Source organism: Lacticaseibacillus jixiensis (assembly GCF_042847315.1).
GTDB classification, from domain to species: domain Bacteria; phylum Bacillota; class Bacilli; order Lactobacillales; family Lactobacillaceae; genus Lacticaseibacillus; species Lacticaseibacillus jixiensis.
Map to the genome: position 1 here is coordinate 1 of NZ_BAAFPR010000015.1, position 26,098 is coordinate 26,098.

Annotated in this window: 27 protein-coding genes; 4 read left to right on the plus strand and 23 right to left on the minus strand. The window is 53.1% G+C overall.

All coding sequences use genetic code 11. From position 1 onward, the window contains the following. Nucleotides 1–894: 894 nt before the first annotated feature. The 15 genes from ACGG90_RS09940 to rsmG form a co-directional block, all read right to left on the minus strand. On the minus strand, nucleotides 895–1,644 hold the full coding sequence (locus ACGG90_RS09940) for an aspartate/glutamate racemase family protein (protein WP_390409029.1): 750 nt from the start codon (nucleotides 1,642–1,644) through the stop codon (nucleotides 895–897). A 2-nt stretch (nucleotides 1,645–1,646) separates the two neighbouring features. Then, entirely contained in the window at nucleotides 1,647–3,200 is a 1,554-nt protein-coding gene (locus tag ACGG90_RS09945) for a UDP-N-acetylmuramoyl-L-alanyl-D-glutamate--2,6-diaminopimelate ligase (protein ID WP_390409030.1), read from the minus strand. A gap of 70 nt (nucleotides 3,201–3,270) precedes the next feature. Further along, entirely contained in the window at nucleotides 3,271–3,729 is a 459-nt protein-coding gene (locus tag ACGG90_RS09950) for a GreA/GreB family elongation factor (RefSeq protein WP_390409031.1), read from the minus strand. 125 nt (nucleotides 3,730–3,854) lie between these two features. After that, the gene (locus ACGG90_RS09955) at nucleotides 3,855–5,144 is read right to left on the minus strand and encodes a serine hydrolase (RefSeq protein ID WP_390409032.1); all 1,290 of its coding nucleotides are present in this window, start codon (nucleotides 5,142–5,144) and stop codon (nucleotides 3,855–3,857) included. A 52-nt stretch (nucleotides 5,145–5,196) separates the two neighbouring features. After that, nucleotides 5,197–6,354, minus strand: coding sequence for a sensor histidine kinase (locus tag ACGG90_RS09960; RefSeq protein ID WP_390409033.1), 1,158 nt, complete (start codon nucleotides 6,352–6,354; stop codon nucleotides 5,197–5,199). Nucleotides 6,355–6,357: 3 nt separating this feature from the next. Further along, complete coding sequence (locus tag ACGG90_RS09965) at nucleotides 6,358–7,044, minus strand: response regulator transcription factor (protein WP_390409035.1); 687 nt, start codon at nucleotides 7,042–7,044, stop codon at nucleotides 6,358–6,360. A gap of 756 nt (nucleotides 7,045–7,800) precedes the next feature. Further along, a complete protein-coding gene (locus tag ACGG90_RS09970; RefSeq protein ID WP_390409037.1) occupies nucleotides 7,801–7,956 on the minus strand; it encodes a hypothetical protein in 156 nt (51 codons plus the stop codon). Between the two features lie 87 nt (nucleotides 7,957–8,043). Then, entirely contained in the window at nucleotides 8,044–9,531 is a 1,488-nt protein-coding gene (gene guaB / locus ACGG90_RS09975) for an IMP dehydrogenase (protein WP_390409038.1), read from the minus strand. Between the two features lie 235 nt (nucleotides 9,532–9,766). Continuing rightward, nucleotides 9,767–10,450, minus strand: a complete 684-nt coding sequence (locus ACGG90_RS09980) for a DUF1129 domain-containing protein (protein WP_390409039.1) — start codon at nucleotides 10,448–10,450, stop codon at nucleotides 9,767–9,769. Nucleotides 10,451–10,863: 413 nt separating this feature from the next. Continuing rightward, nucleotides 10,864–11,964 carry a redox-regulated ATPase YchF gene (gene ychF / locus ACGG90_RS09985; protein WP_390409040.1) on the minus strand — a complete coding sequence of 367 codons (1,101 nt, stop codon included), beginning with the start codon at nucleotides 11,962–11,964 and terminating at the stop codon, nucleotides 10,864–10,866. A gap of 555 nt (nucleotides 11,965–12,519) precedes the next feature. Beyond that, nucleotides 12,520–12,693, minus strand: coding sequence for a DUF951 domain-containing protein (locus tag ACGG90_RS09990; RefSeq protein WP_390409041.1), 174 nt, complete (start codon nucleotides 12,691–12,693; stop codon nucleotides 12,520–12,522). A gap of 12 nt (nucleotides 12,694–12,705) precedes the next feature. Further along, nucleotides 12,706–13,578 (minus strand): ParB/RepB/Spo0J family partition protein, encoded by an 873-nt coding sequence (locus tag ACGG90_RS09995; protein ID WP_390409046.1) that lies wholly within the window; start codon nucleotides 13,576–13,578, stop codon nucleotides 12,706–12,708. After that, entirely contained in the window at nucleotides 13,568–14,335 is a 768-nt protein-coding gene (locus ACGG90_RS10000; protein WP_390409047.1) for a ParA family protein, read from the minus strand. Before ACGG90_RS10000 ends, ACGG90_RS09995 begins: the two co-directional genes overlap by 11 nt. A 19-nt stretch (nucleotides 14,336–14,354) precedes the next feature. Further along, nucleotides 14,355–15,224: a nucleoid occlusion protein gene (gene noc, locus ACGG90_RS10005; protein ID WP_390409049.1), complete on the minus strand. Its 870-nt coding sequence runs from the start codon at nucleotides 15,222–15,224 to the stop codon at nucleotides 14,355–14,357. A gap of 1 nt (nucleotide 15,225) precedes the next feature. Next, nucleotides 15,226–15,957 carry a 16S rRNA (guanine(527)-N(7))-methyltransferase RsmG gene (gene rsmG, locus ACGG90_RS10010; RefSeq protein ID WP_390409051.1) on the minus strand — a complete coding sequence of 244 codons (732 nt, stop codon included), beginning with the start codon at nucleotides 15,955–15,957 and terminating at the stop codon, nucleotides 15,226–15,228. A 200-nt stretch (nucleotides 15,958–16,157) separates the two neighbouring features. Between rsmG and ACGG90_RS10015 the strand changes: the two genes are divergently transcribed. Then, nucleotides 16,158–16,814 (plus strand): type 1 glutamine amidotransferase, encoded by a 657-nt coding sequence (locus ACGG90_RS10015; protein WP_390409118.1) that lies wholly within the window; start codon nucleotides 16,158–16,160, stop codon nucleotides 16,812–16,814. A 48-nt stretch (nucleotides 16,815–16,862) separates the two neighbouring features. Here ACGG90_RS10015 and ACGG90_RS10020 read toward each other — a convergent pair whose 3' ends face one another. The 5 genes from ACGG90_RS10020 to ACGG90_RS10040 all read right to left on the minus strand — a co-directional run bounded on the left by ACGG90_RS10020 (nucleotide 16,863) and on the right by ACGG90_RS10040 (nucleotide 19,928). After that, nucleotides 16,863–17,273, minus strand: a complete 411-nt coding sequence (locus ACGG90_RS10020) for a pyridoxamine 5'-phosphate oxidase family protein (protein WP_390409052.1) — start codon at nucleotides 17,271–17,273, stop codon at nucleotides 16,863–16,865. A 523-nt stretch (nucleotides 17,274–17,796) separates the two neighbouring features. Then, nucleotides 17,797–17,967, minus strand: coding sequence for a hypothetical protein (locus ACGG90_RS10025; RefSeq protein ID WP_390409053.1), 171 nt, complete (start codon nucleotides 17,965–17,967; stop codon nucleotides 17,797–17,799). An 8-nt stretch (nucleotides 17,968–17,975) separates the two neighbouring features. Beyond that, the gene (locus ACGG90_RS10030; protein ID WP_390409120.1) at nucleotides 17,976–18,209 is read right to left on the minus strand and encodes a hypothetical protein; all 234 of its coding nucleotides are present in this window, start codon (nucleotides 18,207–18,209) and stop codon (nucleotides 17,976–17,978) included. Between the two features lie 30 nt (nucleotides 18,210–18,239). Continuing rightward, a complete protein-coding gene (locus tag ACGG90_RS10035; RefSeq protein ID WP_390409054.1) occupies nucleotides 18,240–18,704 on the minus strand; it encodes a flavodoxin domain-containing protein in 465 nt (154 codons plus the stop codon). 108 nt (nucleotides 18,705–18,812) lie between these two features. Continuing rightward, nucleotides 18,813–19,928 carry a lactate oxidase gene (locus tag ACGG90_RS10040; RefSeq protein WP_390409055.1) on the minus strand — a complete coding sequence of 372 codons (1,116 nt, stop codon included), beginning with the start codon at nucleotides 19,926–19,928 and terminating at the stop codon, nucleotides 18,813–18,815. Between the two features lie 268 nt (nucleotides 19,929–20,196). Between ACGG90_RS10040 and ACGG90_RS10045 the strand changes: the two genes are divergently transcribed. Beyond that, nucleotides 20,197–20,898 carry a nuclease-related domain-containing protein gene (locus tag ACGG90_RS10045; RefSeq protein ID WP_390409056.1) on the plus strand — a complete coding sequence of 234 codons (702 nt, stop codon included), beginning with the start codon at nucleotides 20,197–20,199 and terminating at the stop codon, nucleotides 20,896–20,898. A gap of 105 nt (nucleotides 20,899–21,003) precedes the next feature. On the opposite strand, the gene ACGG90_RS10050 is transcribed toward ACGG90_RS10045, so the two are convergent. Continuing rightward, nucleotides 21,004–21,306: a hypothetical protein gene (locus ACGG90_RS10050; protein ID WP_390409058.1), complete on the minus strand. Its 303-nt coding sequence runs from the start codon at nucleotides 21,304–21,306 to the stop codon at nucleotides 21,004–21,006. Nucleotides 21,307–21,448: 142 nt separating this feature from the next. Between ACGG90_RS10050 and ACGG90_RS10055 the strand changes: the two genes are divergently transcribed. Continuing rightward, nucleotides 21,449–21,655 carry an LBP_cg2779 family protein gene (locus tag ACGG90_RS10055; protein ID WP_390409059.1) on the plus strand — a complete coding sequence of 69 codons (207 nt, stop codon included), beginning with the start codon at nucleotides 21,449–21,451 and terminating at the stop codon, nucleotides 21,653–21,655. A gap of 347 nt (nucleotides 21,656–22,002) precedes the next feature. Here ACGG90_RS10055 and ACGG90_RS10060 read toward each other — a convergent pair whose 3' ends face one another. Together ACGG90_RS10060 and ACGG90_RS10065 are read right to left on the minus strand one after the other, a co-directional pair. Next, on the minus strand, nucleotides 22,003–22,629 hold the full coding sequence (locus tag ACGG90_RS10060; RefSeq protein WP_390409060.1) for an LVIS_2131 family protein: 627 nt from the start codon (nucleotides 22,627–22,629) through the stop codon (nucleotides 22,003–22,005). A gap of 6 nt (nucleotides 22,630–22,635) precedes the next feature. Further along, nucleotides 22,636–24,000, minus strand: a complete 1,365-nt coding sequence (locus tag ACGG90_RS10065) for an FAD-dependent oxidoreductase (protein WP_390409061.1) — start codon at nucleotides 23,998–24,000, stop codon at nucleotides 22,636–22,638. Between the two features lie 142 nt (nucleotides 24,001–24,142). Between ACGG90_RS10065 and ACGG90_RS10070 the strand changes: the two genes are divergently transcribed. Beyond that, nucleotides 24,143–25,963, plus strand: coding sequence for an FAD/NAD(P)-binding protein (locus ACGG90_RS10070; protein WP_390409063.1), 1,821 nt, complete (start codon nucleotides 24,143–24,145; stop codon nucleotides 25,961–25,963). Nucleotides 25,964–26,098: the final 135 nt, after the last annotated feature.

Sequence of the window (26,098 nt, forward strand, 5' to 3'; positions counted from 1 at the left end):
CAGGTGAGCCTTGCATCTAGCTGCGCTGCGCTTGCGTCGATGCAAGTCTCACCTGACTCCACACGGTTCACGGCCTGACCGTCTCGCCGGCCCCACACCCCTACGCCTCACCGATCCTACATTGTTTGAACCAGGATATCTAACAGTTCGATCAACAAAACACCAGCAGATCACGTCTATCAACTAGACGTGGGTTCAACGCATCAAGCGCAGATAGTGCAGAACATCAAAGTCATCACATCGATGACAAGTTAAGTATGTAAGGTTGCCACACAACCAAGATCCACAGACAACCAAAAACCGCCAGAACTCTAAAACAGTTCTGGCGGAAAAATCATATTGTCGCTAACGTCGGCGTAAATCAAGCAATGAACTACACCTATCACCACTTACATCCGGCAATCAGATTTCACTTCTCAACGCCTTTGCAATCTGCCGATGATGTTCACCAAGCCCATCACTATCCCGATTCGAATACTGGAGGACAGGCGTTGCGCAGGCGCGCGGGGAAAGCGGCGGTCAGGCCGTGAAACGTGTGGTGTCCAGGAAGACTCGCGTACTTTGCGAGGCTTGCTCGACACCACACGCGGCAAGTTTCAAGACCCGCGCTGAGCAAAGCGATGCGGGGCTTGAAACTTAGGCGTAAAACACGCGCTTTTTGCGTGGTTGAAGCCGGCCGCACCGCCTGCACCGCCGCTTTCCCCGCGCGCCGGAGCGACGCCTGTCCGGGCTTTACCCAAAACTGGCGTCCAAACTTCAAACGCTGTGGTTTTCGTCGAGCTCCGCAAAGCAACGCGGGTACAATTAGCTACGCCCCCGCACTCGCGGCAAAGTACGCCGCAAGCACGAGGGCTAGGCTAATTGACCCGCTAAGAGCGCTTTGCTTCGCTCTGGTTAGGCCATGATCTCTTCCAGTAACGCCTTGCCTTTAGCCTCATCTACTCTAAACGCGCGGCCGAGGGCAAGCGTTTTGTCAACGATAATGCTTTGCGCGTCGATCACCTGATACGGGTGATCTGGGGCGATTTCTTGGGCCAAGGACAATTCGGTGCAGCCTAAGACGATCACGTTGACGCCGAAGCGCTCGTGCATCTGGCGCAAGATATCGTGATACAGCGCCTTGTCCACATGGTTATGGGCCTTGATGTGGTCATAAATCAAGGTCATCACCATGTCTTGGATCTTTTTGTCGCCAAGCTCGACTTGGTAGCCGTGGTTTTCGATTTCTCGCGCGTAAATACCATCAGCCAGCGTACCTTGCGTGGCGATCAAGCCGATTTTCTGCTCCTTGGGAAAGTTCTTAGCCATTTCCGCAATGGCCACATGCGGCATGTGCAGCAGCGGCACCTTCGTCGCTTGTTGCAAGTCGTCATAGAAGTAATGGGCAGTGTTGCAAACCATGACCATGAACTCAGGATGCAAGAGGCTTTGTTGTTGGATGTCTTCAAGCAAGTCAGGGTAGAAGCTGGGCTTGCTGTGATCCAGGATGTAGCTGGTGCGATCAGGCACTGAAGCGTGATTGACCAAGATATAATCCATATAATCTTGATCACGCTGGGCATTGCTGCGGGCGTTTAACAAACGCACATAGCTTTCAGTTGCCGGCGTGCCCATCCCTCCGATCACAGTGAAAAAACGTTGCATGCTTAGCCTTCTTTCAATTCAGACGCAATTTCCTTAACCACGTTCAAGTCTTGCGGCCATGGCGTATCGATGCCGCGGACCTTCTGATAAGGATCAGCGCCTTTGCCGGCGACGATCACCACGTCGCCTGGTTTGCTGGCTTCGATGGCCTCACGAATCGCCGCCTTGCGATCCAAGATGATCTTCACCTCGACTTTGTCATGATCGATGCCGCTGTCGATTTCCTTGGCAATGTCTGCTGGGTCTTCAAAGCCTGGATCATCGGTGGTCAAATAAGCGACACTCGCATATTCTGTCAGCACTTTGGCAAAACCAGGTCGGCGCGAAACCCCTTTATCACCAGGTGAGCCCACGACAACCAACATCTTCGGGTCTTGGTATTCCGCCTTGAGAAAATGCATCAAGGCTTTCATACTGCCATAGTTATGGGCATAATCCACATACACGATGCCGTGGCCATCGATTTGATATTGCTCCATGCGCCCTGGGATCTGGACGTTGGCGATACCAGGGTTGGCTTTATGGCCATCAACGCCGGCCAAGCCGCCGCCGATCAAGGCCGCCGTGGCGTTAGACTCGTTGAAGTCCCCGATCAAGCTTAAGCAATATGGGCCGCCGATGTTGAGATCAGCCGCTTTTTGTGTGACTGGCACTAAGGTAAAGCGGCTCTTGGTGGTATCTAAGGTCTGGCTTTCAAAGCGGAAGTCGATGTCGATGTCATCGCGCGCCGGCTTGAAGTCAGCGTTGGCAAACAAGTAAATCGATTCTGGATACGTGGTGGTCGTTGCCGCGGCGTAGACTTCATCGAAGTGATCGGTTTCGGCATTGATCACGACCTTGCGCGAATTGACCAACAGCTGCATCTTGGAATGCAGATAGTTGGCGAAATTCGGGTGCTCATTGGGGCCGATGTGGTCTGGTGTGATGTTCAAGAAGAAGCCGACATCATAGGTCAACCCAAACACGCGGTTGCGCAGATAAGCTTGGCTGGAAACTTCCATCACCAAATGCGTCATCCCGTTATCTACGGCTTGGCGCATGTCGTGAAACAAGTCCAAGGATTCTGGGGTGGTGAGATCAGACTTGAATTTCTGATCCGGGTTAGGGCCGACGATGCGATCAAGCGTCGAGAACAACGCCACGCGCTTAGGGTGCGCTTGTTCCAAGATCCCGCGCGTGAAGTATGCTGAAGTCGTCTTGCCTTTGGTGCCGGTATAGGCGATCACGAATAAATCGTCTTGCGGAAAATCATAGAAAGCCGCCGCCAGAATCGCCATGGCCTTGGTCACATTGACCACGATCAAGGCGTTCATGCCGTTGCCTTCTACATAGGGTTTCTCGGCAACATAGGTGATCGCACCGTTATCTTTGGCCATCGACAAGTAGATCGGCCGAAAATGCGTGCCTTTGCAAAAGAACAGGCTGGGGCCTGAGATCTTGCGCGAATCATAGGCGATGCCAGACATTTGCGTGTCTAGCGAATTCTGGACAGCCGAGCTTTTGAGTAAGTGATGTTCCTTGAGTAATAAAATACATGCGTTCAACGATAATGCCATGATGATCTCCTTAGAAATGCGTGGTTAACAGCGCACAAGTACGTCTAATTATAACAGATTACAAACAGTGTTACACGCTGATGGCAACAACGGTGACTGGGTAAGTACCAGCTGGCGCTTGTACTTGCACCACGGCATGCAATGGGGCATTAAGCACCGCTTGGCCCAGTGGCGAATCACTGGTTAAGTTGTCATCGCTTAAGCCGCCTTCTTTGGGCCCGACCACGTGATACGTGGCCACATCCCCGTCGCCAAAATCCAGCTTCACCGTCGTGCCAATGGCAACTTTGGTGCCATCGGGCTGTGGCACCACTTCGCCATAGCGGATCACTTTATCTAAATACCGCATGCGCCCTTCTAATTGCCGCAGATCCCGCTTGGCCGCTGAGTATTCGGCATTCTCTGAGCGATCGCCTAATGCCGCAGCCGCGGCTAAGCGGTGGATTCGCGTGGGCCGCTCTTGTTTAAGGGCTTCGATTTCTGCTTTAAAAGCCGCCACGCCGGCTGGTGTGATTGGATGATATTCCATATTGCCGCATCCTTTCGTCTATCTGCTTTCATCATACCGCGTTGCTGCTGGCGCTGCATCCGCCGTTAGCCACAGCCGCCAAGCAATAAAAAAGGTCCACCTCAATTGAAGTGAACCGTTTACGCTTAGAACAAACTGCTAAACCACTCGCCGATTCCATGCAAGATCAGCTTGAAGGTGTTGTTGCGCTTGACTTGCTTGGCCGTGACTAGGGTCACAGACTTGCTGGGTTTGTCGTTTAAGTAACCCAAGGTGTCATTAGCCGTCCCTACCGTTAAGCTGCCGGCTTTGGCGTTTTTCTGCACCGGCGCTTCAAGGGTTTGCTTCAAGTGTGCGGTGTAGGTGTAACGCAAGTCTTTGGCGGTAGTGGCAGCCGGCACATAAAGCTTCAACGTCTTAGTTGCTTTCAACCCGACGCGCGCTTTGGTGCCGTGTTTGACCTTCAAGCTGGCGTGGCCGCGGACGGGTTGGCCTTTGGTGGTGACTGTCATTTGTTTCCAGTTGGCAAACACCCAATTCATCAGCTTACCGGTTTCCACAAAGCGCTTGTTGTCGCCTTGGCCGTTGGCGTGCATGACCACAGTGATGATGCGCATGCCGTTTTTCTCAACGGTACCGGTGAAGCAATCGCCAGCGCGGTCAGTCGTCCCGGTTTTCAAGCCGTCCACATTCAAGCCGGCTACCGCGGCTTTCGTGCCTGGCAGCATGGCGTTGTAATTGGTCATCGGGATCTTGTCGTTATTATCCACAAAATCTAGCGTCTTGAGCTTGGTGGTTTCAAGCACCTGCGGATAATCATGCAGCAAGTGCTGGGCGATCTTCGCAACATCGTTTGCCGACATGGTGTTTTCAGCATTGGGTTTGGACCCGGGATAGCGGTCGGCAGCATCAATGGCGCTGTTGTCTAAACCAGTGGCATTGATGATGGTGGCGTCGTTGATGCCCCAAGTTTGCAATTGGGCGCGCATGGCGTCAACGAACTTGGTTTGCGAGCCTGCCACCTTGTTGCCTAACAGCATCATTGCGGCATTGGCCGAATCGATCAATGCCGCTTGATACAACTGACGCACCGTGTAGGTCCCATCTGCGCGAAACGGCACATTGGACAAGTCGGTATTGTTGCTGAGCTTGGTGATGCTGGCGCTGGGCTTGATGGTATCTGTCCATTGCAGCTTGCCATCAGCAATGGCTTGATGCACCAAATAGATTCCCAGCAGCTTCGTCATTGATGCCAGCGGCAGTACCTGCTGGGCATTTTTGCTGTACAGTACCTTACCAGTTTGGGCTTCAACGGCGACTGCCGCGGTGGCGTTGATATCAACATCAGCCGCGTGCACCTGAGTGGTTTGGGCCAAGCCGATAAACAACGCGCATGCCGCGACGATCCCGGCGAGTCTGCGCCATAATTTTGCCATGAAAAGTTTTTCCTCCTAGAGAACTGATACTCACTAGCATACCACGCGCCGTTTATTTCTGCGGACGTTTCAACGTTGTGCCTAGCCGCAATGGCAAATGGATCACGAAGCTGGTTAATTCCGGCGTCGAATCTGCATAGATGTAGCCGCCATGCAAGGCGATGAAACTTTGGGCAATGGCCAAGCCTAAGCCGCTGCCGCCGGTTTCTTGCGAGCGCGAACCTTCCACGCGATAGAAGCGGTCAAACAGCCGATTCAGCGAGTCGTTAGGAATCGCATCCCCATCGTTAGAGACTTTGATCACGGCTTCTGAGCCGACTTTCTGCGCTTCTAAGAACAGATGCCGTGCCCCTTTGCCATATTTGAAGGCATTGATGATCAAGTTGTTGAACACGCGGCTGAGCTTCTCGGTGTCTGCTTGCATCATCAACGGATCCGGGTTGCCGGAAACGCTGATGGCGATACCTTTCTTCTCGGCTTCCAACTCATAAGACGCCGCCAATTGTTCCAACATTGCCACCATATTAAAGTCTACAGCATTCAGCGGCGTCGTGGTTTGGCGCGCCTTGGTGTATTCAAACAAGTCTTCCACCAAGACTTTCATTTGCTTGGCCTTGAGATATGCCGTGTGGGTGTATTTCACCATTTCTTCGGGATTTTGATACTGCTGGTCTTCGATCAAGCCTAAATAACCGATGATGCTGGTCAGCGGCGTGCGAATGTCATGGGAAACATTGGTGATCAATTCATCTTTGGACTGCTCAATGCGCCGCTCTTCTTCCATGGCATTCACGGTGGAATCCACCAGCGCATTGATCGAAGCGATCACCTTCTGCAAGTCGCTGTTCACCTCAAAGTTGATGCGGTGTTCAAAATGCCCATCGGCAATGTAGTGCAGCTCGCCGATCACGTGGCGCATTTGCATCTGGCGGTAGCGCCGGATCAAGCGCCAATACACCACGATCGCATCAGCAATGGCCATCGCCCCGACAATAAAATTCTGCCAGCTCCATAAATGGACGTTATTTTGGCCAAAAGTCAGCACATTCTTGATGCCCCAAATCGAATCTTGCAAATGCGGGTCAGCCGCGATCATCTGCTTGCCCAACACCACCATGGCGAGGTTAAGCATCAATAACAAAATGACCGTGATCAGCCCTTCGCCCCACAGCTCCGATTTCTCCTTGCCAGTTAAGTGGACCTTCTCCATTGGTTATGCCTCGACTTTATACCCCACGCCCCAGACGGTTTCGATCACTTTCTCACCGCCGGTCGCTTCTTCGATCTTGTCACGCAAATGCGACACATGGACCATCACGGTTTTGGCAGAGACGATCGATTCTTGTTGCCAAACGCGCTCGAAGATCTCGTCGGCAGAGAAGACGCGGTTCGGATGACTGGCCAATAAGTACAAAATCCCAAACTCCAACGCGGTCAGCGAAATCGACTTGCCAGTCAGCGTTGTGACTTCATGCGAATCTTTCTTGATGGTCAACGGCCCGACTTCCAACACGTCAGGTTCCGGGTTGGTGACGGTGTTTTGCGCCCGCCGCAGCAAGCTCTTGACGCGCGCCATCACTTCCAGCGGGTTGAAGGGCTTGGTCACATAATCATCGGCGCCGGTGATCAGGCCTTGGATCTTGTCCATGTCGCCAGTCTTGGCGCTGACGATGATGATCGGGATCTGCGAATCCTTGCGCACTTCTTTGACCACATCGATGCCTGACATGTTTGGCATCATGATGTCTAAGATCATCAAACTGATATCAGGTGTCGTGACCAGCTTGGTGATGGCTTCTTTTCCGGAAAAGGCCTTGATCGGTTCATAGCCTTCATTCTTGACATAAATGCTGAGTAATTCAACGATTTCTTTGTCGTCGTCTACGATTAAGATTTTCATAGCGTATTCTCCTGTTGTCCGGAACTATTCTGCATTCATTGTACCAGAGCAAACCTGCAGTCGCTTGATTGCAGAAAAGTATTAAGAAAATAACAAACCCAGGGCGGAGCAAAGCGGGTTTAGTGGTGGATATAAGGCGGGATGACGTTTGGGCGGTCTTGGCCCAAGCGGCGTCACGACTTATATCACGCCACGTTGCTTTGCGCAGCCCGACGAAGACCACAGGCGTATAAAGCGGGGTCTTGGTCAGGGCCGGACAGGCATTGCTGCGGCGCGCGGGGAAAGCGTCGGCGCAGGCGGTGCGGCCGGCTCCAACCACGCAAAGTGCGCGTGTTTTACGCCTAAGTTTCAAGCCCCGCATCGCTTCGCTCAGCGCGGGTCTTGAAACTTGCCGCGATCAGCGAAGCGAGCCAAGCACAACCCGCTTGTCTCACTACGCTGATCGTTTCACGGCCTGACCGACGTTTTCCCCGCGCACCTCCGCAACGCCTGTCCTCGCGTAGTCGAATCAGGATCGTACTTGGCTTGATTGACGACATCAGCAAATCGCGGTAGCTAACCGGATGGAAATCTGTTCGTGTATTGATCAGACAAAGTACGGACAAGAGACGATATTGGTTGGATTTGAATTAACACAACAAAGTTATCCTACGGGAGCGAAGCAGCCCGTTCTTCTTAGCGGCGGCCCATCCCCAAGCACCGCCTTGCATACAAATAAGCGTCCCCACCGCGTGTGGAGACGCTTATGTTTTGCCTTTATTGCTTGAAGCGCCTGCTCACCTTGGCCAGATCATCATCGGTCAATGCGCGCACAGCCCAGATGATCCCGTACTTCACACCCAACGCGATCACCAAGAACGCCAACCCGAAAAGCAGCGGATAAAAAATCAATGTCACCACTGTAAACATCATCGCCTTCACCTCCATGGGCAAAGTATATGCCCTTTCATTTTGATAGACAAGCAAAAAGCGCCTGCCGCTTTGGCAGACGCTTCAAGCTTATTCGACTGAGTAGTTCGGGGCTTCTTTGGTGATTTGCACGTCATGCGGATGGCTTTCTTTCAAGCCTGCACCAGAGATCTGGATAAATTGTGCTTTGTCGGCCAGTTCTGGAATGGTGCCGGCACCAACATAACCCATGCCGGAGCGCAAGCCGCCATCCATTTGGTAGATAACATCAGCTAAGCTGCCTTTGTAAGCCACACGGCCTTCGATACCTTCTGGCACCAGCTTCTTGGATTCGTTGACGCCGGATTGGAAGTAACGATCGGAACTGCCATGGCCTTGCGCCATAGCGCCGATGGAACCCATGCCGCGGTATGTCTTGAAGCGGCGGCCTTGATAAATTTCAAAGGAACCAGGTGCTTCGTCAGTCCCTGCCAACATGGAACCCAGCATTACGGCAGTACCGCCGGCAGCCAAGGCCTTCACGATATCGCCGGAGAACTTGATCCCGCCATCGGCAATGATCGTCTTGCCGCGCTTGCGGGCTTCAGTTGCAGCGTCGTATACCGCAGTCAGTTGCGGTACACCGACCCCAGCCACGATCCGGGTGGTGCAAATGGAACCAGGGCCGATCCCAACTTTGACAACATCGACGCCGGCATCATACAAAGCAGCGGCACCTTCGGCAGTCGCAACGTTGCCGGCAATCAAGGTCACACTTGGGAAGTGTTCGCGGATCTCTTTGATCTTGCGCAAGACGCCTGCCGAATGACCATGCGCCGTGTCGATGACCAATGCATCAGCACCGGCATCCAATAAGGCTTGGGCGCGTTCGAAGGTGTCACTGGTGACCCCAACGGCAGCAGCAACCAGCAAGCGGCCATGATCGTCTTTGGCAGCGTTCGGGAATTCGACGACTTTCTCAATATCCTTGATGGTGATCAAGCCGCTGAGGCCCCCGGCTTCATCAACCAATGGGAGCTTTTCGATCTTGTGTGCTTGCAAGATCTTCTCAGCTTCTTCAAGGCTGGTTCCAGCTGGTGCCGTCACCAAGTGTTCCGCAGTCATCACGCTGCCGATGGCCACGTCATGATTAGAGACATAGCGCAAGTCGCGATTAGTGATGATCCCAGTGAGCTTACGCGAATCCTTGGAGTCAACGATCGGCACCCCGGAGATGCGATACTTCTTCATCAAGTCGTTAGCGGCAGACACTGGATCGTTAGCAGTCAAGAAGAACGGGTTGATGATCACACCGTTCTCAGAACGCTTAACCGTTAGCACTTCGTCAGCCTGTGCTTCGATACTCATGTTCTTATGGATGACACCTAAGCCGCCTTGGCGTGCCATGGCGATCGCCATGTCGCTTTCGGTAACGGTATCCATCCCAGCAGAGAGAATTGGAATGTTGAGCTTTAAATTGTCGGCCAGTTGGACAGAAAGGTCAACGTCTTGAGGCAGAACGTGACTTTCAGCAGGTATTAATAACACATCATCAAATGTAAAACCGCGGCGCGCAAACTTTGTCTCCCAATTACTCAAGTGGACAGCCCTCTTTCGTTTTTTGTTGTTGACCAGAATAGCATTCATCCTGAGGTTCGTCAATTACTACTTATTGAGCATTAAAAAAAGCCCGTCATAGCGGGCTTTCTAAATGAGAATTGCCTCATTTTTTCGCGAAAAAGAGCCGAACGATTGGCAACTTAGCGCCAATTTTTTCAGCAAAACGTCTCCTTGCGTCGAACAAATGATGCAATAAATATATTTTCATTCGGGATTATTGAGCAGCCATTAAACCTGGCAGCTTATAACGCCGCTTAAGCAGCCAGTGCGCGCCATAGCCCACTACCGTCATCACTGCATAGGCCTGCCAAGGTGCCGGGCTGGTGATCGGCGACTTGATCTGAGAGAGACCGGTAGACAGGAAAGAGCCCAGCAGGATCGCCGCAAACGCGCCCACAGTAATGAGCCAAGTCTTGGTCCGCTTGCCCTTCGGCTGACGCGCCCAGTCATTGTAATAAGCGAAGATGTACCCCGCCATGACGGCCATGACGATCACAGAGGCCAAGCCAGAACTGGTTTGAACGGCCTTGGGCTTAAAGTAGCCCATTATGCCATACATTAAGCCAAAGATGCTGGCAAACAGCAAGCTTAAATCAAGGCCGCTCAGCCATAACGACACATGCGGCCGCGGCTTTGGGGCATTGATGATACTGTCGGCTTTGACCGTCACTGGACCATAGATCTGAGTGGCCGGCTTGCCAGTGCGTTGGGCCTCGACCATCTCCGGCAAGATATCAACTAAGACCTTGTGTTCTTGCGCGTCGGTGTATTGATGTTCTTTTAGAATGCGCCGCAACTTGAAGACGTATTCGTCGTTCTTCTTGGTCAACTCGCTTAACAACGCCTCGACGTCGACTTCAGGCTGAACCTCTTCTGGTGTGTTCTTCTTATCTGCCACTACTAAATCCCCCCATGCGTGCAAATGTGTTGTGATGCTGGTGTGGTCCTCGTCGAGCTGCGTGGCGCATCGCGGGTGCGGTTAGCTACGCGATTACACTCGGGGCAAAATGCGCCCCAAACGCAATAGCTAAGCTACCCGACCCGCTAAGTGCGCGCCACTGCGCTCTGGTTCTCGTCGAGCTGCACAGCCCAACGCGATTGCGTGTAAGCTGTCCTGAGCTTATGGCAAAGTACGCCATTAGCTCAGGCCATCTTACACACATCGCTAAACCCGGGCTGCTCCGCTCTGGTTCTCGTCGAGCTGCGCAAAGCAACGCGATCGCGTATAAGTCATCCCGATCCAATGGCACAAACCGCCATCGGCTCAGGCTGCCTTATACACATCGCTAAACCCGCTTTGCTCCGCTCTGGTTAGACGTTGAAGCGGAATTCGATGATATCGCCGTCTTGCACCAGATATTCCTTACCTTCAGAACGCAGGCGGCCGGCTTCGCGGACTGCGGCGGTGCTGCCGAGCTTATCCAAGTCGGCAAAGCTCATCGTTTCGGCGCGAATGAAGCCGCGCTCGAAGTCGGAATGGATGATCCCAGCCACTTGCGGCGCCTTCATGCCGCGCTTGAAGGTCCAAGCGCGGGTTTCTTTGCCACCAGCCGTAAAGAACGTGGCCAAGCCTAACAAGTGATAAGAAGCTTTGATCAACTTATCCAAACCAGATTCGCTGACGCCTTCTGCTTCCAAGAAATCAGCCTTATCTGCATCATCGAGTTCGGCGATTTCTTCTTCAGTACGGGCAGACACAGCAATCACTTCAGCGTCTTCTTTGGCCGCATATTCTTGGATCTGACTGACATATTCGCAACCGTCTGGATCAGCCATATCATCTTCGGCGATGTTGGCCACATACAAAACTGGCTTCGTCGTCAACAAGAACAGGCCTTTAACGATTTGCTGTTCGTCCTCGTTGAACTCAAGGGAACGCACTGGCTGGCCTTCTTCAAGCGCCGGCTTGATCTTCTTAAGCACCTCGAATTCAGCAACTGCTTCTTTGTCGCGAGTGCGGGCGATTTTTTCGACCTTGGCGTAGCGCTTGTTAACTGACTCTAAGTCCGCCAGTGCCAATTCCAAGTTAATCGTTTCGATATCGTCGATTGGGTCGACTTTACCGGTGACACTGGTGATCTCATCGTCGTCAAAAGCGCGCACCACGTGAATGATGGCATCGACTTGGCGAATGTTCTCCAAGAACTTGTTGCCCAGTCCTTCACCTTTAGAAGCGCCTTTGACGATACCGGCGATGTCGGTAAATTCAAAAGTCGTGTGGATGATCTTCTTGGCCGGGATCAGTTCGTCGATCCGCGCCAAACGCGCATCAGGCACTTCCACCATGCCGACGTTAGGATCGATCGTAGCAAAAGGATAATTCGCCATTTCGGCGCCTGCTTTGGTGATCGCGTTGAATAAAGTCGATTTGCCGACGTTTGGTAAGCCGACAATACCTGCTGTTAAAGCCATGGATTCGTTCACTCTTTCTGTGTTTGTAGGTTTGGTGTATGGAAGCATACGTTGGTAAATAGGGTTTGCTCAGAGTCGCTGTCTTTGACCCTGGTGGAGCTGCGTGGTTAACCGTCCCGCTCTCTCCGCCTCGGTTAAAGTTATCTATCCTGATTCGAATATCGTAGGACAGGTGTTGCGGAGGCGCGCGGGGGCTGCAAGACGGTCAGGCCGTGAAACGATCAGCATTGTGAGACAAGCGCACTTTGCTTGGCTTGCGATGCTGATCGCGGCAAGAATTTAGACGTGCAGGCGAGCAAAGCGAGCGCATGGCTAAATTCTTAGGCGGAAAACGCGCGCCCTTTGCGCGGTTGCAGCCGGCCGCACAGCCTGCGCCGTCTTGCAGCCCCCGCGCGCCGGAGCAACACCTGTCCGGGGGCCTGCGACGTTGTGGTCTTCGTCGAGCTGCGCAAAGCAACGGGCCTGCGTGTAAGTCATGACGCCGCTTGGGCCAAGTACGCCCAAACGTCATCCTGCCTTACACTCCGCCCTAAAACCGCTTTGCTCCGCTCTGGGCTATCCCAGCACTTTTTTCATTTTACGATCGAAATCGTGGCGCGGCATCATGACGATATGGCCGCAGCCAGTGCATTTGATCTTGATATCCATCCCCATGCGGATGATTTCCCAATCATTGACCCCGCATGCGTGAGGCTTCTTCATTAAAACATGATCATGTAAAGCGTACATGAGTGGGCCCCCTTAGTCTAGATTAACCTCAAGTAATGCCAAGATTCGCGTTAAATCATCCTCATTACTGAAGTCGATTTCGATCTTGCCTTTACCTTTCTGGGTTTGGGCGATGTTGACCTTGGTGCCGAAGCGATCACCAAGCTGGTTCTCGCTGGCGCGCAAGTATGGTGACTTCGGCGTTTGCGGCTTCTTCTTCTTCGGCGTCGCTTGCGAATTAAGTTGCGTGATCAACTGGTCCAACTGACGCACCGTCAGCTGTTCTTTGATCGCCCGCTTGGCCAAGCCGACCAGTTGCGACTTGTCCTTCAGCCGCAACAACCCGCGCGCTTGGGCGCCAGACAAGCGGCCATCATCAAGCATCCCTTGCACTTCTTTAGGCAAGGTCAACAAGCGCACAGCGTTGGCAATATAGGGCCGCGACTTGCCTAAGCGCTCGGAAACGGCTTGTTGGGTCAAGTTCAGCTTCACCATCAAGGTGTCATAAGCATGCGCTTCTTCAAGCGGGGTCAAGTCCTCACGCTGCAGGTTCTCCAACACCGCGATTTCCATCATTTCCGGATCATCGAATTGGCGCACGATCGCCGGGATCGTTGTTTTGCCGGCGAGCTTAGACGCGCGGAAACGGCGTTCGCCGGTGATGATCTCGTAGCCGTTGACCGACTTGCGCACAATGATCGGCTGGAAGACGCCGGTGGTTTTGATCGAATCGGCTAACTCAGCAAGTGCCGCTTCATCAAAGGTGCGCCGCGGCTGGTAAGGGTTCGGGCGGATGTCAGTCAGCGGCAATTCGGTGACACTGCTCAATGTGGTGTCAGGATTCTCGAATTCTTGGAAAATGGCGTCGATACCGCGGCCTAAACCTTTGTTATTCTTATTCACCATGAGCCTTTAACACCTCCTGGGCCAATTGTGTATAGACTTCGGTTCCTTTGGACTTCGGGTCATAATCGACGATCGGCATGCCATAACTCGGCGCTTCCGCCAAGCGGGTGATGCGCGGGATAATGGTTTCATAAACTTTATCCCCGAAATACTTGCGCACTTCTTCAATGACTTGTGCACCTAAGTTGGTGCGCCGATCATACATCGTCAACAGCACCCCTTCGATACTCAACGTCGGGTTAAAATGCTTCTGCACCAAACGCACGGTGTTGAGCAGTTGGCTCAAGCCTTCCAGCGCATAGTATTCGCTTTGTACCGGGATCAAAATCGAATGGGCGGCAGTGAAGGCATTGATCGACAATTGCCCCAAACTTGGCGGGCAATCGATCAAGATATAATCAAAGTCTTGCTCAACGGCAGCCAGGCCCATTTTCATCCGCAATTCACGCGCCATTTGGTTGGTTAATTCGATTTCGGCACCAGCCAGCTGGATCGTCGCCGGGACGATCCAAAGATTGTCGTGGCTGGTTTGTAACAAGGCTGAAGAAATTGGGTCTTCGTTGACCAGCACGTCGTAAATATCTTTGGCAACGTCTGGCTTTTGGATGCCAACACCGCTAGTGGCGTTGCCTTGTGCGTCGGCATCAACGATCAGCACCTTCTTGCCGGCATTGGCTAAGCAAGCGCCTAAGTTGATCGTCGTGGTGGTTTTTCCCACGCCGCCTTTCTGGTTGGCGACGGCAATGATGTGTGCCATAGTACCCTCCTTCACAAATCTAGCTTTGTTTAGGCAACTCGATCACGATCCGATACACCGTGTCGGCGTCTTCTTCGGTCATTTTCACCGACATGCCGGCTTCTTCGATCAAGTGCACCGACTGTTTCAGCGTATTAACAGCCATGCGCGTGTCGTGACTTTGCGGCGCGCGCTGCGCCTTCTTCTTTGCTTTGGCCGTATGCTTGGCTGGCGCCGGCTGACCAGGCTTCTTGGCGGCTTGGGCCAACTCCGGATGCAACACCGCTTCAACGGCAAGGCTGGTTTCTTTAACGGTCATGCCATCGTTTAAGATCCGATGCAGCATCAATTGTTGTTGATAATCGTCTAAGCGCAGAAGCTCTCGGCCGTGGCGTTCGGTGATTTCTTGATTCATGATCGCTTGTTGCGCCGGTTCTGAAAGCTTCAACAGCCGCAACTTGTTAGCCACAAATGATTGGCTCTTGCCTAATTGCGTCGCCAGCTGGGCTTGGGTGCAGTCGTTGAGCCTCATCAGCTCAACATAAGCTTGGGCTTCTTCGATCGCCGACAAGCCTTCGCGCTGCAAGTTCTCGATCAAGGCCATCGCAGCCGATTCTTCATCTGACATCTTCTGCACGATCGCTGGCGCCTTGGCCATATGCAAGTGCTGCATCGCACGAAAGCGCCGTTCACCGGCAATGATCTCATAAGCGCCGGCAGCATATTCACGCAACACGATCGGCTGCAGCAAGCCATGCGTTTGAATGGTTTCAGCCAGCTCACTGATTGCTTGGTCGGTGAACACTTTGCGCGGCTGGAAGCGGTTAGGCACGATTTTATCCAGCGGGATCTCTTGCACCGTCAGATCCGTCGATGCCGCTTTCTTCTTTCCGAAAAATGGTAACGCCATCTCATTGACCTCCCAGTGGTAATTTGCTTGGCGTGCCCGGCTTGCGAGGGTATTTCTTCGGCGTTGGCTTGCGCTTCTCAATCACCACAAGGGTTCGCGGATCGCCTGATTCCGGCAGCGTCAACTCAACGACCTGGGTGATCTTGCCGCCTAACGTGGCCACCGCCAACTTGGCGGCGTCAAGTTCAGCGTCAACTGCTGAGGCCTTCATGGCCACAAACACCCCGCCGACTTTAGCCAGCGGCAAGCACAACTCGGCTAACACATTCAGCGGCGCCACTGCCCGCGCCGTGACCACGTCGTAAGCTTCACGATGGACTGAATTCTTCGCGCCGAAGGTTTCGGCGCGGTCGTGATACAACTGCACCTGCGTTAAGTCCAACTTGGCGCTTAAGCGCTGCAAGAATTCGATGCGCTTGTTAAGCGAATCGACAATGCTGACTTCAAGCTGCGGCGCTGCGATCTTCACTGGCAGCGACGGAAAGCCCGCCCCAGCGCCAACGTCGCACAATGTCCGCTGCTTTGTCAGCAATTCTGGCAAAGCCTTGACCAGCGTTAATGAATCATAGAAGTGTTTCAAATAAACCCCGGGTTCATCGGTGATCCCAGTGAGGTTCATTTTCTGATTCTCAGCGACTAAATACGTATAATATGTTGCGTATTGCGCAAGTTGCTGTTGCGTCGGCTGTATGCCTAAAGCAGTGAGTGCTGTCGCAAATGTTTCACGGTCCATCTTGGCCACCATTCCTTACAACATCCGGTTTGCACGCCTTAATTAGCGCGTTTCACATCACATTCTAGTGTAACTTAATTGCCTGACAACAACAACTGCCGCTCAGAATGTTTCACAACTTCCCCACAGCGGACAAGCACCGGAAAATATGGTAAAATGCTCTAAACGAAAGTAAGGTGAACGAATTGTCTGAACCGATCATGATCGCATATTTGTATGAAGACCTGATGAACACTTACGGCGACTCAGGCGATGTCAAGATCTTGCGCTACTGGCTTAACCAGCGCGGCTATGACGTGCGTGTCGACAACATCAGTTTAGAGGCGCCTTTTAACGCGGCAGACTACGACTTCGTCTTCTTCGGCGGCGGCCAAGACTACGAACAAACCGTCGTCGCCCGCGACCTCAAGCGGCACAAAGCGACCTTAAGCGACTATATTGAAGCCGGCAAGCCGATGCTGGCCATCTGCGGCGGCTATCAGCTGCTCGGCGCTTATTATGAAACCAGCGACGGCCATACCATTGAAGGCTTAGGCATCTTGCCGCTGCATACTGTGTTTAAAGCTGACGCGCGGATGATCGGCGACACCGAGTTTGAAACCAGTTTCGGCACGGTGCGCGCCTTCGAGAATCACTCCGGGCGCACCTACTTCGACGACCCTAAGCGCCTGAAGCCTTTAGGCAAAATGATCCAAGGCTACGGCAACAATCCAGAAGACGGTGTTGAAGGCATGCGCTATAAGAACACTTTCGGCAGCTACGCGCATGGCCCGATCTTGCGCAACGAAAACATTGCCCAAGGCATCGCCGATCTCATCGTCCAAAGTCATCAACAACGCATCGGCCAACCGGCTTGATGCCCATAAAAAGGCAGGTCCCGCAAATTGCGGGACCTGCCTTTTTGATTATTCAGGATCAGCTTCGATTAAATCACCTGCAACACTGCCGACGTCCAAGCGATAAATGCGCTTAACGTTGATCACCACTGCCGCAATCGCCGGTGGCAAATGTCTTGCTTCGGCAAATGCCGCCGCATCCGCGTAGATCTGGTCATCAGTGTGAAACTCCGCGGTGCCTTCAAAGCGGAAGCCTTTCAAAGCGGCGCGATCAACTACCGCCACAGCGGCTTTGTGATTGTCATTGAGATTGTGCCAAGCCTGCTTGCCGGTTTCTTCGTTATAAATCAACCGGTGGTCATCAAACACCCGCATCGTGCCTTTAGGGCCGACTTGCGGATTGCCGTTCTCGTCTGCTGTTGCCAAGAAATTCAGCTGTTTGCCGATCATTTCCTGCATTGCTGGGGTCAAAGTTGCCATAAGCGTACCTCCTTGTGGTGGATCTTCGTCGAGCTGCGTGGCGCAGCGCGGGTGCGGCTAGCTACGCTGTCGTACTTCGAGGCAAAGTACGCCTCAAGCACGACAGCTAGGCTACCCGACCCGCTAAGTGCGCGCCACTGCGCTTTGGGTTCCTTCGTCGAGCTACGTGGCGCAGCGCGGTGTGATATAAGTCGTGACGTCAATTGGGCAAAGAACGCCCAACTGCCATCCCGCCTTATATCTACCGCTAAGTGCGCGCCACTGCGCTTTGGGTTTCTTCGTCGAGCTCCGCAAAGCAACGCGGCGTGATATAAGCCGTGACGCCGCTTGGGCATGAACCGCCCAAACGTCATCCCGTCTTATATCCACCGCTAAAACCGCTTTGCTCCGCTCTGGGTTTCTTCGTCGAGCTCCGTGGCGCATCGCGGGTGCGGTTAGCTACGCTGTCGTACTCGAGGCAAAGTACGCCTCAAGCACGACAGCTAGGCTACCCGACCCGCTCAAGCGCGCCACTGCGCTCTGGTTATTTTTTCCAAAAGCTTGCGGCTAATAACACCACCACTACCCCTAGCCCCAAGGCGGCGAATCCGCCGGACATGGGGTCGGGCATGGGCTGGTGCCATTCGTGCCATAACCATGCTGCCAAGCCAATGGCGACGACACTCAAACCGCTGCGATACCAAATCGACTGCATACTGCCTCTTAAATATGGGCCATGATCGTGTATTGGCTGGCCGGTTTCTTGCCTGCTGCTGCATCGACTGCGGCGGCCTCGTAGAACACCGAGAACTTGCCGCTTTGATCTTGCACGATCACTAACCCTTTGTCTGCTATATCCTGCGCCTTGAAGATCTGCGCGCTGCGCCGCGCGGCTGCGTAATCGTAGTCGTTGGCGATCGCATCGCCTGGATTAAAGAATACCGCTTCGTCCACGATGATCCCTCCTCACTTGTCGGCGTCACATCGTCATGCTTGCACCGACTGCACCTTCGAGATGACCTGCTTGGTGAACGTGGCAAAAGCCGGCATGTCCTTTTGCGTGGCGCCTTGTTCGATCTTGATCGGGCTGGCCCCTTGAATCGCGCCGCCTTGGGTCAACACCGCGGCAAAATGATCCGGCGCGGTATTGTAGCGGTCTTGGCCATAGTAGCGATCGCCGGTTCCGGCTAAGCCGAACACCAAAGGCTTCTTGGTGAAATCGATTTGCTTCAAATCGGCGAAGAAGTCTTGGCTTTCTTCAGGGATCGTGCCGCCAGACCAGGTGTACATCGACAAGATCACCGCATCATAATTCAGCAATTTCGCCGCATCAGTTTGCTGCATCTCACCGATCGTCACTTGTGCCTTTGCGTGTTCGAAAAATTGCGCCAAGATCCGGGCCATTCCTTTAGCATTGCCTGTGATCGAAGCATATAAGATCAATACCTTCATTGCGCTCACCTCGCCTACATTATACCATGCAAGCGCTTGTTCACGCTAAAAACCCGCCTGCGGCAAACGGCCTGCAAACCCTCACAGGTTCCACAAGCCGTCTATTGTTTAGTCTTGGTAGCTGTAGTGGGTCAATGGCGCATGCTTCACGTCATCGATCGTCTTGGTGCCTGCCAGTTGCATCACGATTTCTAATTCATGGTCGATTTGCTCAAACACGCTTTGCACCCCTTGCGCACCGCCTAAAGCCAAGCCGTAGATCACCGGCCGCGCAAAAGCAACCAAGTCAGCGCCAGAAGCCAGCGCCTTGAACACATGACTGCCGCGGCGTACGCCGGAATCGAAGATGATCGGCACGCGATGGTTGACCGCCTTGGCAATGCCGGCTAAGGTATCAAACGCCGCTGGGCCGCCGTTAAGTTCACGCCCACCATGGTTGGAAACATAGATGCCGCTAGCGCCGGCGCCGATAGCGCGCAAAGCGTCGTCAGGAGATTCAATGCCTTTAACAATCACTGGCAAATCGGTATATTCAGCGATCCGGCGCACATCAGCCTCAGAAATCTTCTGGGCTGCGGCAGCGTAGATCTCACCGATCCCTTTGCCTTTGCCATCCCCTGCAGCGAATTTCTCAAGGTTGGCCATTGGGATCGGGAATTGGAAATTGTTGATGATGTCTTGTTCCCGATAACCATCGACCGTGGCATCCACCGTCAAGATGATCGCCTTAGCACCAGCGCGCTTGGCTTCATCCAGCAGGCTTTCGTTGAAGGACCAGTCTTTGGACATGTACAGTTGGAAGAACTGTGGGGCACCAGGTGCTGCCGCTGCAGTGTCGGCAATAGAAGTCGAAGAATAAGTACTTTGGCTCATCAATGCGCCGACTGCCGCTACCCCTTTGGCTGTCGCTTTCTCACCTTGGCTGTGCGCCAAACCTTGCGCCGCAGCCGGGGCCATCATCACCGGTGTCTTCAAGTCGATGCCGAAAACCTTGGTGGAAAGATCCGGGTTCTCAATGTTGGATAAGGCCTTAGGCACGATTTGGGCGTGTTCGAATGCCTTCGTGTTCTGGCGCAAGGTCCATTCATCTTCAGCTCCGCCGACGATATAGCCAAATCCTCCAGCCGGAATGATCTTCTTAGCTTCTGCTTCCAATGCAGGCAGGTTTAAAATGTCCAGTTTCTGTTCGTTATCGCTTTGTTGGTACCCGTTTACAACTGTCATGTGCATGTCCTCCTGAATGATTGCATTTGATTACAAGGACTACTATAGCACTTACTTTTAGTGAGTTAAAGCAAAACGGCTAATTTTTTGTTAGCAAAATCTTTTGGAAAGATTGTGCAACCTCGTCATCATTTCTTCGTTGATTGCTCATTGTATGACGTTAATAAATGCGCTATATTTGCTCCGTCTGAGAATTATTAACCGGTATGCGTAACCCTGTCCTCGTTTCAAAGCTACTTAGCTTAAACTTGAAAGAAGGTCCTTTATCATGACAATGCTCGATCGTCCCTACACCAACCGTGGTGAATACGAAACCTACAAAATGGCCAAATCGCTGCGAGACCAGTATGGCAAAGACGGTATTAAAATTTACTCGAACCTGTTTTTGAGCGTTAACGACGGCAAGCCCAACCGACAAATCGATCACTTGCTGCTCAGCCGCCGCGGGTTATTTGTCCTTGAAACCAAGTATTGGAGCGGCACGATTTATCACGAAATTACCCTGCCTCAACTGCAGCAAGAATGCGCCGTATTTTGGCCAATCATCGAAGATGCGCTGCCCAACCCGATCCGCAACCTGGCGCCTGCAGATTTCTTCACGCTGGTCGCCAAGCCGGACGAGCCGCTTGAAGGCTATGCTAAATGGCATGACCCCGCCCAGCAAGTCAAAACCACCATGTTCAAACTCCACCGTTTTCTCGACGAGCATCTGCAAATCACACCGTTTGTTCACGGCTTCGTTATCTACGCGTACCCGCAAGTCAACGGCAACAACATTGTCGATTTAAACGGCCGGCTGGACGGTGATGACGCTCCGCAGAACGACAGTGATCAAAGTGCGCCAGAACCTGACGGATTTTCCAGTTTAGCTGCCTTTAAAGATTATTATGGCCACTTGTCAGCAGAAACGATGACACGCGAACAGCTCAAAGAAATCGCCAAGTGCATCGAGACGCAGATTATCCAATAAGCCGGCCCTAAACCCGCTTTGCTTCGCTCTGGTTTTTCGTCGAGCTGCGCGGCGCAACGCGCCCTCCGCTCTGGATAAAAAAAACGCCGCAGCAAGCTGCGGCGTTCACACACTAGACATCAATTGTTTATCAACATGTAGCAAATAGTGCACGGCATCGGCCAGCTGCTTCTCGGCAAAGAAGCGGATATCTGGGTGCTCGCCGAACACATCGATTTCGATCAACGGCTCAAAGCCGCTGAAAGGCCGCAACGTCTGGCGCAACCATGCATCCCAAATTTGGGTCACGAGGCCGTTATTATTATCTAAATTGCGTCGGATCACGACGTTCTTGTTCTCCCACACACGCACGCGCATTGGCGTGGTTTGTTGGCCAGCTAGTTCTTGCAAGTAAGCATATGGGGCCATACGACTCGCTCCCTTCACTGACAAGGGTGACATTCACTTACTTTTATTATACAAACAATTGTTTGCGAATGCAACTTATTTGCTCATTGCCTTAAAAATTCGGTATACTGGGAAGTAAGAATTCGAGGAGGCAATTAGGAGCATGAGCGAAAAAGACCAGGTTAACGCATTTTCTCGGGAGATCATCGATTTCCAGCGCAAGAACCATCTTACCGATACTGAGATGGCGCTTAACAGTCACGTCTCTGTGGAGCACATCCATAACATCAAAGCGATGCGTGAGGCCCCAGACCCATCTGTCGTGGCGAACCTCCGCGACTACATGGAACACAAACCAAACGGCAAATAACCAAAACCGTCAGCCTTATCGTGCTGGCGGTTTTTTTGTACCAGAGCGAAGCAAAGCGGGTTTAGCGATGTGTGTAAGCTGGCCTGAGCTAATGGCGGGCTTTGCCATAAGATCAGACCAGCTTACACGCGATCGCGTTGCTTTGCACAGCTCGACGAAGAACCCAAAGCGAAGCAGCCTGCTCTTAGCGGTGGATATAAGACAGGATGACGTTTGGGCGCTTTTGGCCCAAGCGGCGTCATGCCTTATATCACGCCGCGTTGGGCTGCGCAGCTCGACGAAGACCCAAAGCGAAACAGCGCCTGGAGCCGATCACAATGATCAACTGCAGGCGCTGTTTGGTATTGCTATTTGCCCGCGACTTTCTGGAAAGTGTCGTTGGGGATGCGGATCAACGAGAAGCGCTGGGCGGTATGGCCGACATGCATCGCCAAGCCGTTGAGCACAGTTGGCTTATAGGTGCCGATATAAGTGGCCACATAAGCTTTCTCATCGATTTTTTCTAACTTGGCCAGCTGCTTGTTGTCCCATGGATATGCTGAAGCCCGTACCGTCAAAGGATCGGTAGCAGTTGAAACATCGGCGTTGCGGCTGGAGATTTGATACTTAGTGCCTTCTGTCCAATACGTGTAATAATGCGTCGGCTTGGTGCCGTTGCCTGAAGTGACACTAACGAAGTAAGAACGATTGGCATCGGTTTGCATGATCAGCTTGTCATAGGTGTATTTCACACTGATGGCGGATCTGTCTGCATAGTCCACTGGCCGCAGCCAAGTCACCCAGCTCATCGCGTAAATCGCCAACACGCCCACCAAGATCTCTGCACAATCGATCAAGGCGGTGTTAAGCGAATGATGTCGCCGATAAACGACCACCATTTTAAGATGCCGGCTGCGGACGTTGATGATCACAAAAACCAAGTAGGCCAACAAGATCACCCATGCGGCCAAGCCAATCAGATTCCATACATTCATTGTTGATTACTCCTTAGGTTGCGTCAGGCCATCGGCTTGGGCAACGGCACGCTGCCCAAGCGAATTCAAGTAGTTCCATGGTTTATCATACCAAGGGTTAAACAACATGTCGACATAAGCCAAGTCATCAATGGTGTTGTGGTTTTGGATCATCACCGAAATCAGGTTTGCGGCCATTGTGATCTCGTGTTGGCTTAAGAACTGCGCGCCTAAGATCTCGCGCGTGTCGCTGCGATACACCAGCGCCATACTTAGCGGATACGCATCAGGCATAAACTCCGGGCGATAAGCATCGGTCATGGTGACACTGGCTGCCGGCAAGCCTGCTTCAAGCGCGCGATGCAGCGTCATCCCCGTGCAGGCCAAAGCCTTGTCATACAGCCGCATGGCGCTAGTCGACTGGGTGCCCATATAGCGCACCGCGTTGCCAAACACATTGCGCCCGGCCAGCTTGCCTTGGCGAATGGCATTCGTCGCCAGCGGCGCATAAGCGTCTTCGCCAGTCGGGTTAAAATGCACCGCTGTCGAATCCCCTGCCGCATAAATATCCGGGTCGCTGGTTTGCATATAATCGTTAACGTGAATGGCGCCGTTAGCCATCATGTCGACTTGGCCTTCCAGCAGCTCTGTCATCGCCCGAAAGCCTACGCACACCACGGCCAAGTCGGCTTGGTGTTCGCCTTTATCGGTACGAATGAAAGCCGTATGCGCATTGCTGTCAAACTGCAGCGCCGTTTCATGCAGGAACGTCGTCACCCCATGGGCTTCCAATTCTGCAACGACTTGTTGTTGTAATTCTTTATCAATGTAATGGCTCAACAAGCCATGCACCCCATTGATGAAAATCACCTTGCGCCCGATGCGGCTGTACGCTTCAGCCAGCTCAACGCCAATGTAGCCGCCGCCGATGATCGCAATGGTTTTGGCCTTTTTGGCGCTGACTTTAATCGCTTCTGCGTCGTCGGCACTTTTGCACATCAAGACCCGCGGCAAAGAAACCCCTTGGACTGGCGGCACTACCGGATAACTGCCGGTAGTCATGATCAACTTGTCATAACCTTGTGAGAACTTCGCACCGGTGACCATATTCTGCACGTCTAAGCGATGCGCCTTGGCGTCGATGCCTACCACATCATGCCGCAAATGGACATGAACATTAGGCCCCATTGCCTCCAGCTGTGCGGCATCAGCGTAGAACATCGACGACAAGTGTTCCACTGTGCCTTCAAGATACAAAGCGATCCCACAAGAAAGAAACGAGATATCCGCTCGGCGTTCGAAAACATCGACGGTCGTCTCAGGATGACGCGTTAAGATTTCCGTCACGGCGGCGGTACCGGCATGGGTACACCCAACGACTGCAATCCTCATCACAAAAGCCTCACTTTTTTCCGGCGTTGTACGCCACGTTACCTTGCTATTATCGCACGAAATGCCGTGAATTAAACGGATTATTTTGAGCGGCGGCGGCGACTTAGTATAATGGAGTAAAGCGCATCCAAAGGAGGTCACCATGGACATTTGCTGTATCGGCGCCGGACCCCGCGGGCTACTGGTACTTAACCGCCTGCTGGCTTGGCACCGCACTGCGCCATTCTCGCCCCTGTCTGTCACCTTGATCGATCCGCAACCCATCGGCGGGCGCGTGTGGCGCGGCGATCAAGCGCCATATTTGTTGATGAACACCGTCGCCAGCCAGATCACGCTGTTCTACGATCAAACCGTGCGCGATGTTGGCCCGGCTTTACCTGGCCCATCACTGTTTGCCTGGGCCCATAATGCCGCAAGCGGCCTGCGCCAACAACACGCCCCGGCAGCTTTAGTCACCGAAAGCCAGCATTTAGGCGCCAACGATTATGCCAGCCGCGCACTGTACGGCTATTACCTGCAATGGTGCTACACCTATTTGCGCGATCAAGCCCCGCACAACTTCACGATCAAGCACTTGCGCCAAAAAGTTGCCGCTGTCCACCGCAGCGCCAATGGCTTCAGCGTTGACACCGCCGTTGGTCAAAGCACTTATGATACCGTGGTCATGGCCTTAGGCAACTCGATCAATGAACCTACTGATGAACAAGCCGCCTTAAGCGCTTATGCCAAGGCACATGACTTGTTATACCTGCCGCCGAATTTCCCGGCAGAAGGCGATTTATCACCGTTGCAAGCGACTGATGTCGTGGCCATTCGCGGCTTGGGCCTGAGTGCGCATGACTTCATTGCCCGCTTGACGATCGGCCGCGGCGGCCGCTATGTGCCAAGTGACCATGGCCAGCTCAAGTATTTGCCCAGCGGCCAAGAACCCATTCTGCTGGCAGGCTCGCGCCGCGGTTTCCCTTACCACGCCAAAGCCCTTAACCAAAAAGCCCCAGGCGAATTGACTCAGCCGCTGTTTCTCACCGATGCGCAATTTGCCGCTTGGCAGCAAGTTGGCCAAATCGATGGGGCCACCTTCATGTCCGCTTTGCGCCACGAAGTCGAATATATTTACTACACGCGCTTGATCGAACTCAAGCATCCAAACATTGACTTACCAGCTTTTCAACTGGCTTTTGCCCAAGCACCAGAAGCCGCTTTGGCCAAGCTTGCCTTGCCCAAAGCCCAACGCTTGGACTGGGACGAACTGTTGCATCCGCAAGCGACAAAGGATTGGCCAGCCACGATCCACGATTTTCTGGCCGCAGACATCGCCCATGCCGCTGGCGGCAGCAAAACCGATCCGCTAGGCAGTGCTTTAGAAGTGTTTCGAGATATGCGCGACGCAGTTAGGCAGCTGCTGGAACGCCACTTGTTAAGCGACGACGAGTATCTGGATTGGTTCTTGCGTCAATTCAACAGCATCAACAGCTTCTTGTCCATCGGCCCGCCTAGACGCCGCAATGCCGAGTTGTTAGCGCTGATCGACGCCGGTGTGATGACGTTATTGCCGCCGAACATGCAAGTACAAGGCGCCCATAACCGCTTTGTGATCACCACAGATCAAGCAGACGTCACCTATCGCGCCACAGCGTTGATCGAAGCGCGGGTGCCTTCGCCTAACGCCTTAGTCAGCACCAACCCGTTAATCAAACAACTGCTGCATGACGGGTTGGCGGCGCCGTTGACCTTGCAGCTCAGCGCCGAAAAGCGCCTGCAAACCGGCGCCTTATTGGTCGATCGCCACACCCACCAATTGCTTGACGCCCATCATCGCACCCAAGGGCGTTTGTACTGTTGGGGCGTGCCGACTGAAGGGATCCATTGGCTGACCAATGCTAGCCCGCGCCCGCTAGTCGACGATGTGGCCTTGCGCTTTGCCAACCAAATCGCCCGCCATTTGCTGGATATCGAAGTCTAGGCGAGGGGCAAAATGTTTCACGTGAAACATTTTGCCCCTCGCCTGCCAGAAAGCAATGCCAAGTAACGTAAACTGCTCTGCACCGCGATTCATAGTGCGAATCGTGGTGCAGAGCAGTTTGCATTATTGGCGCAA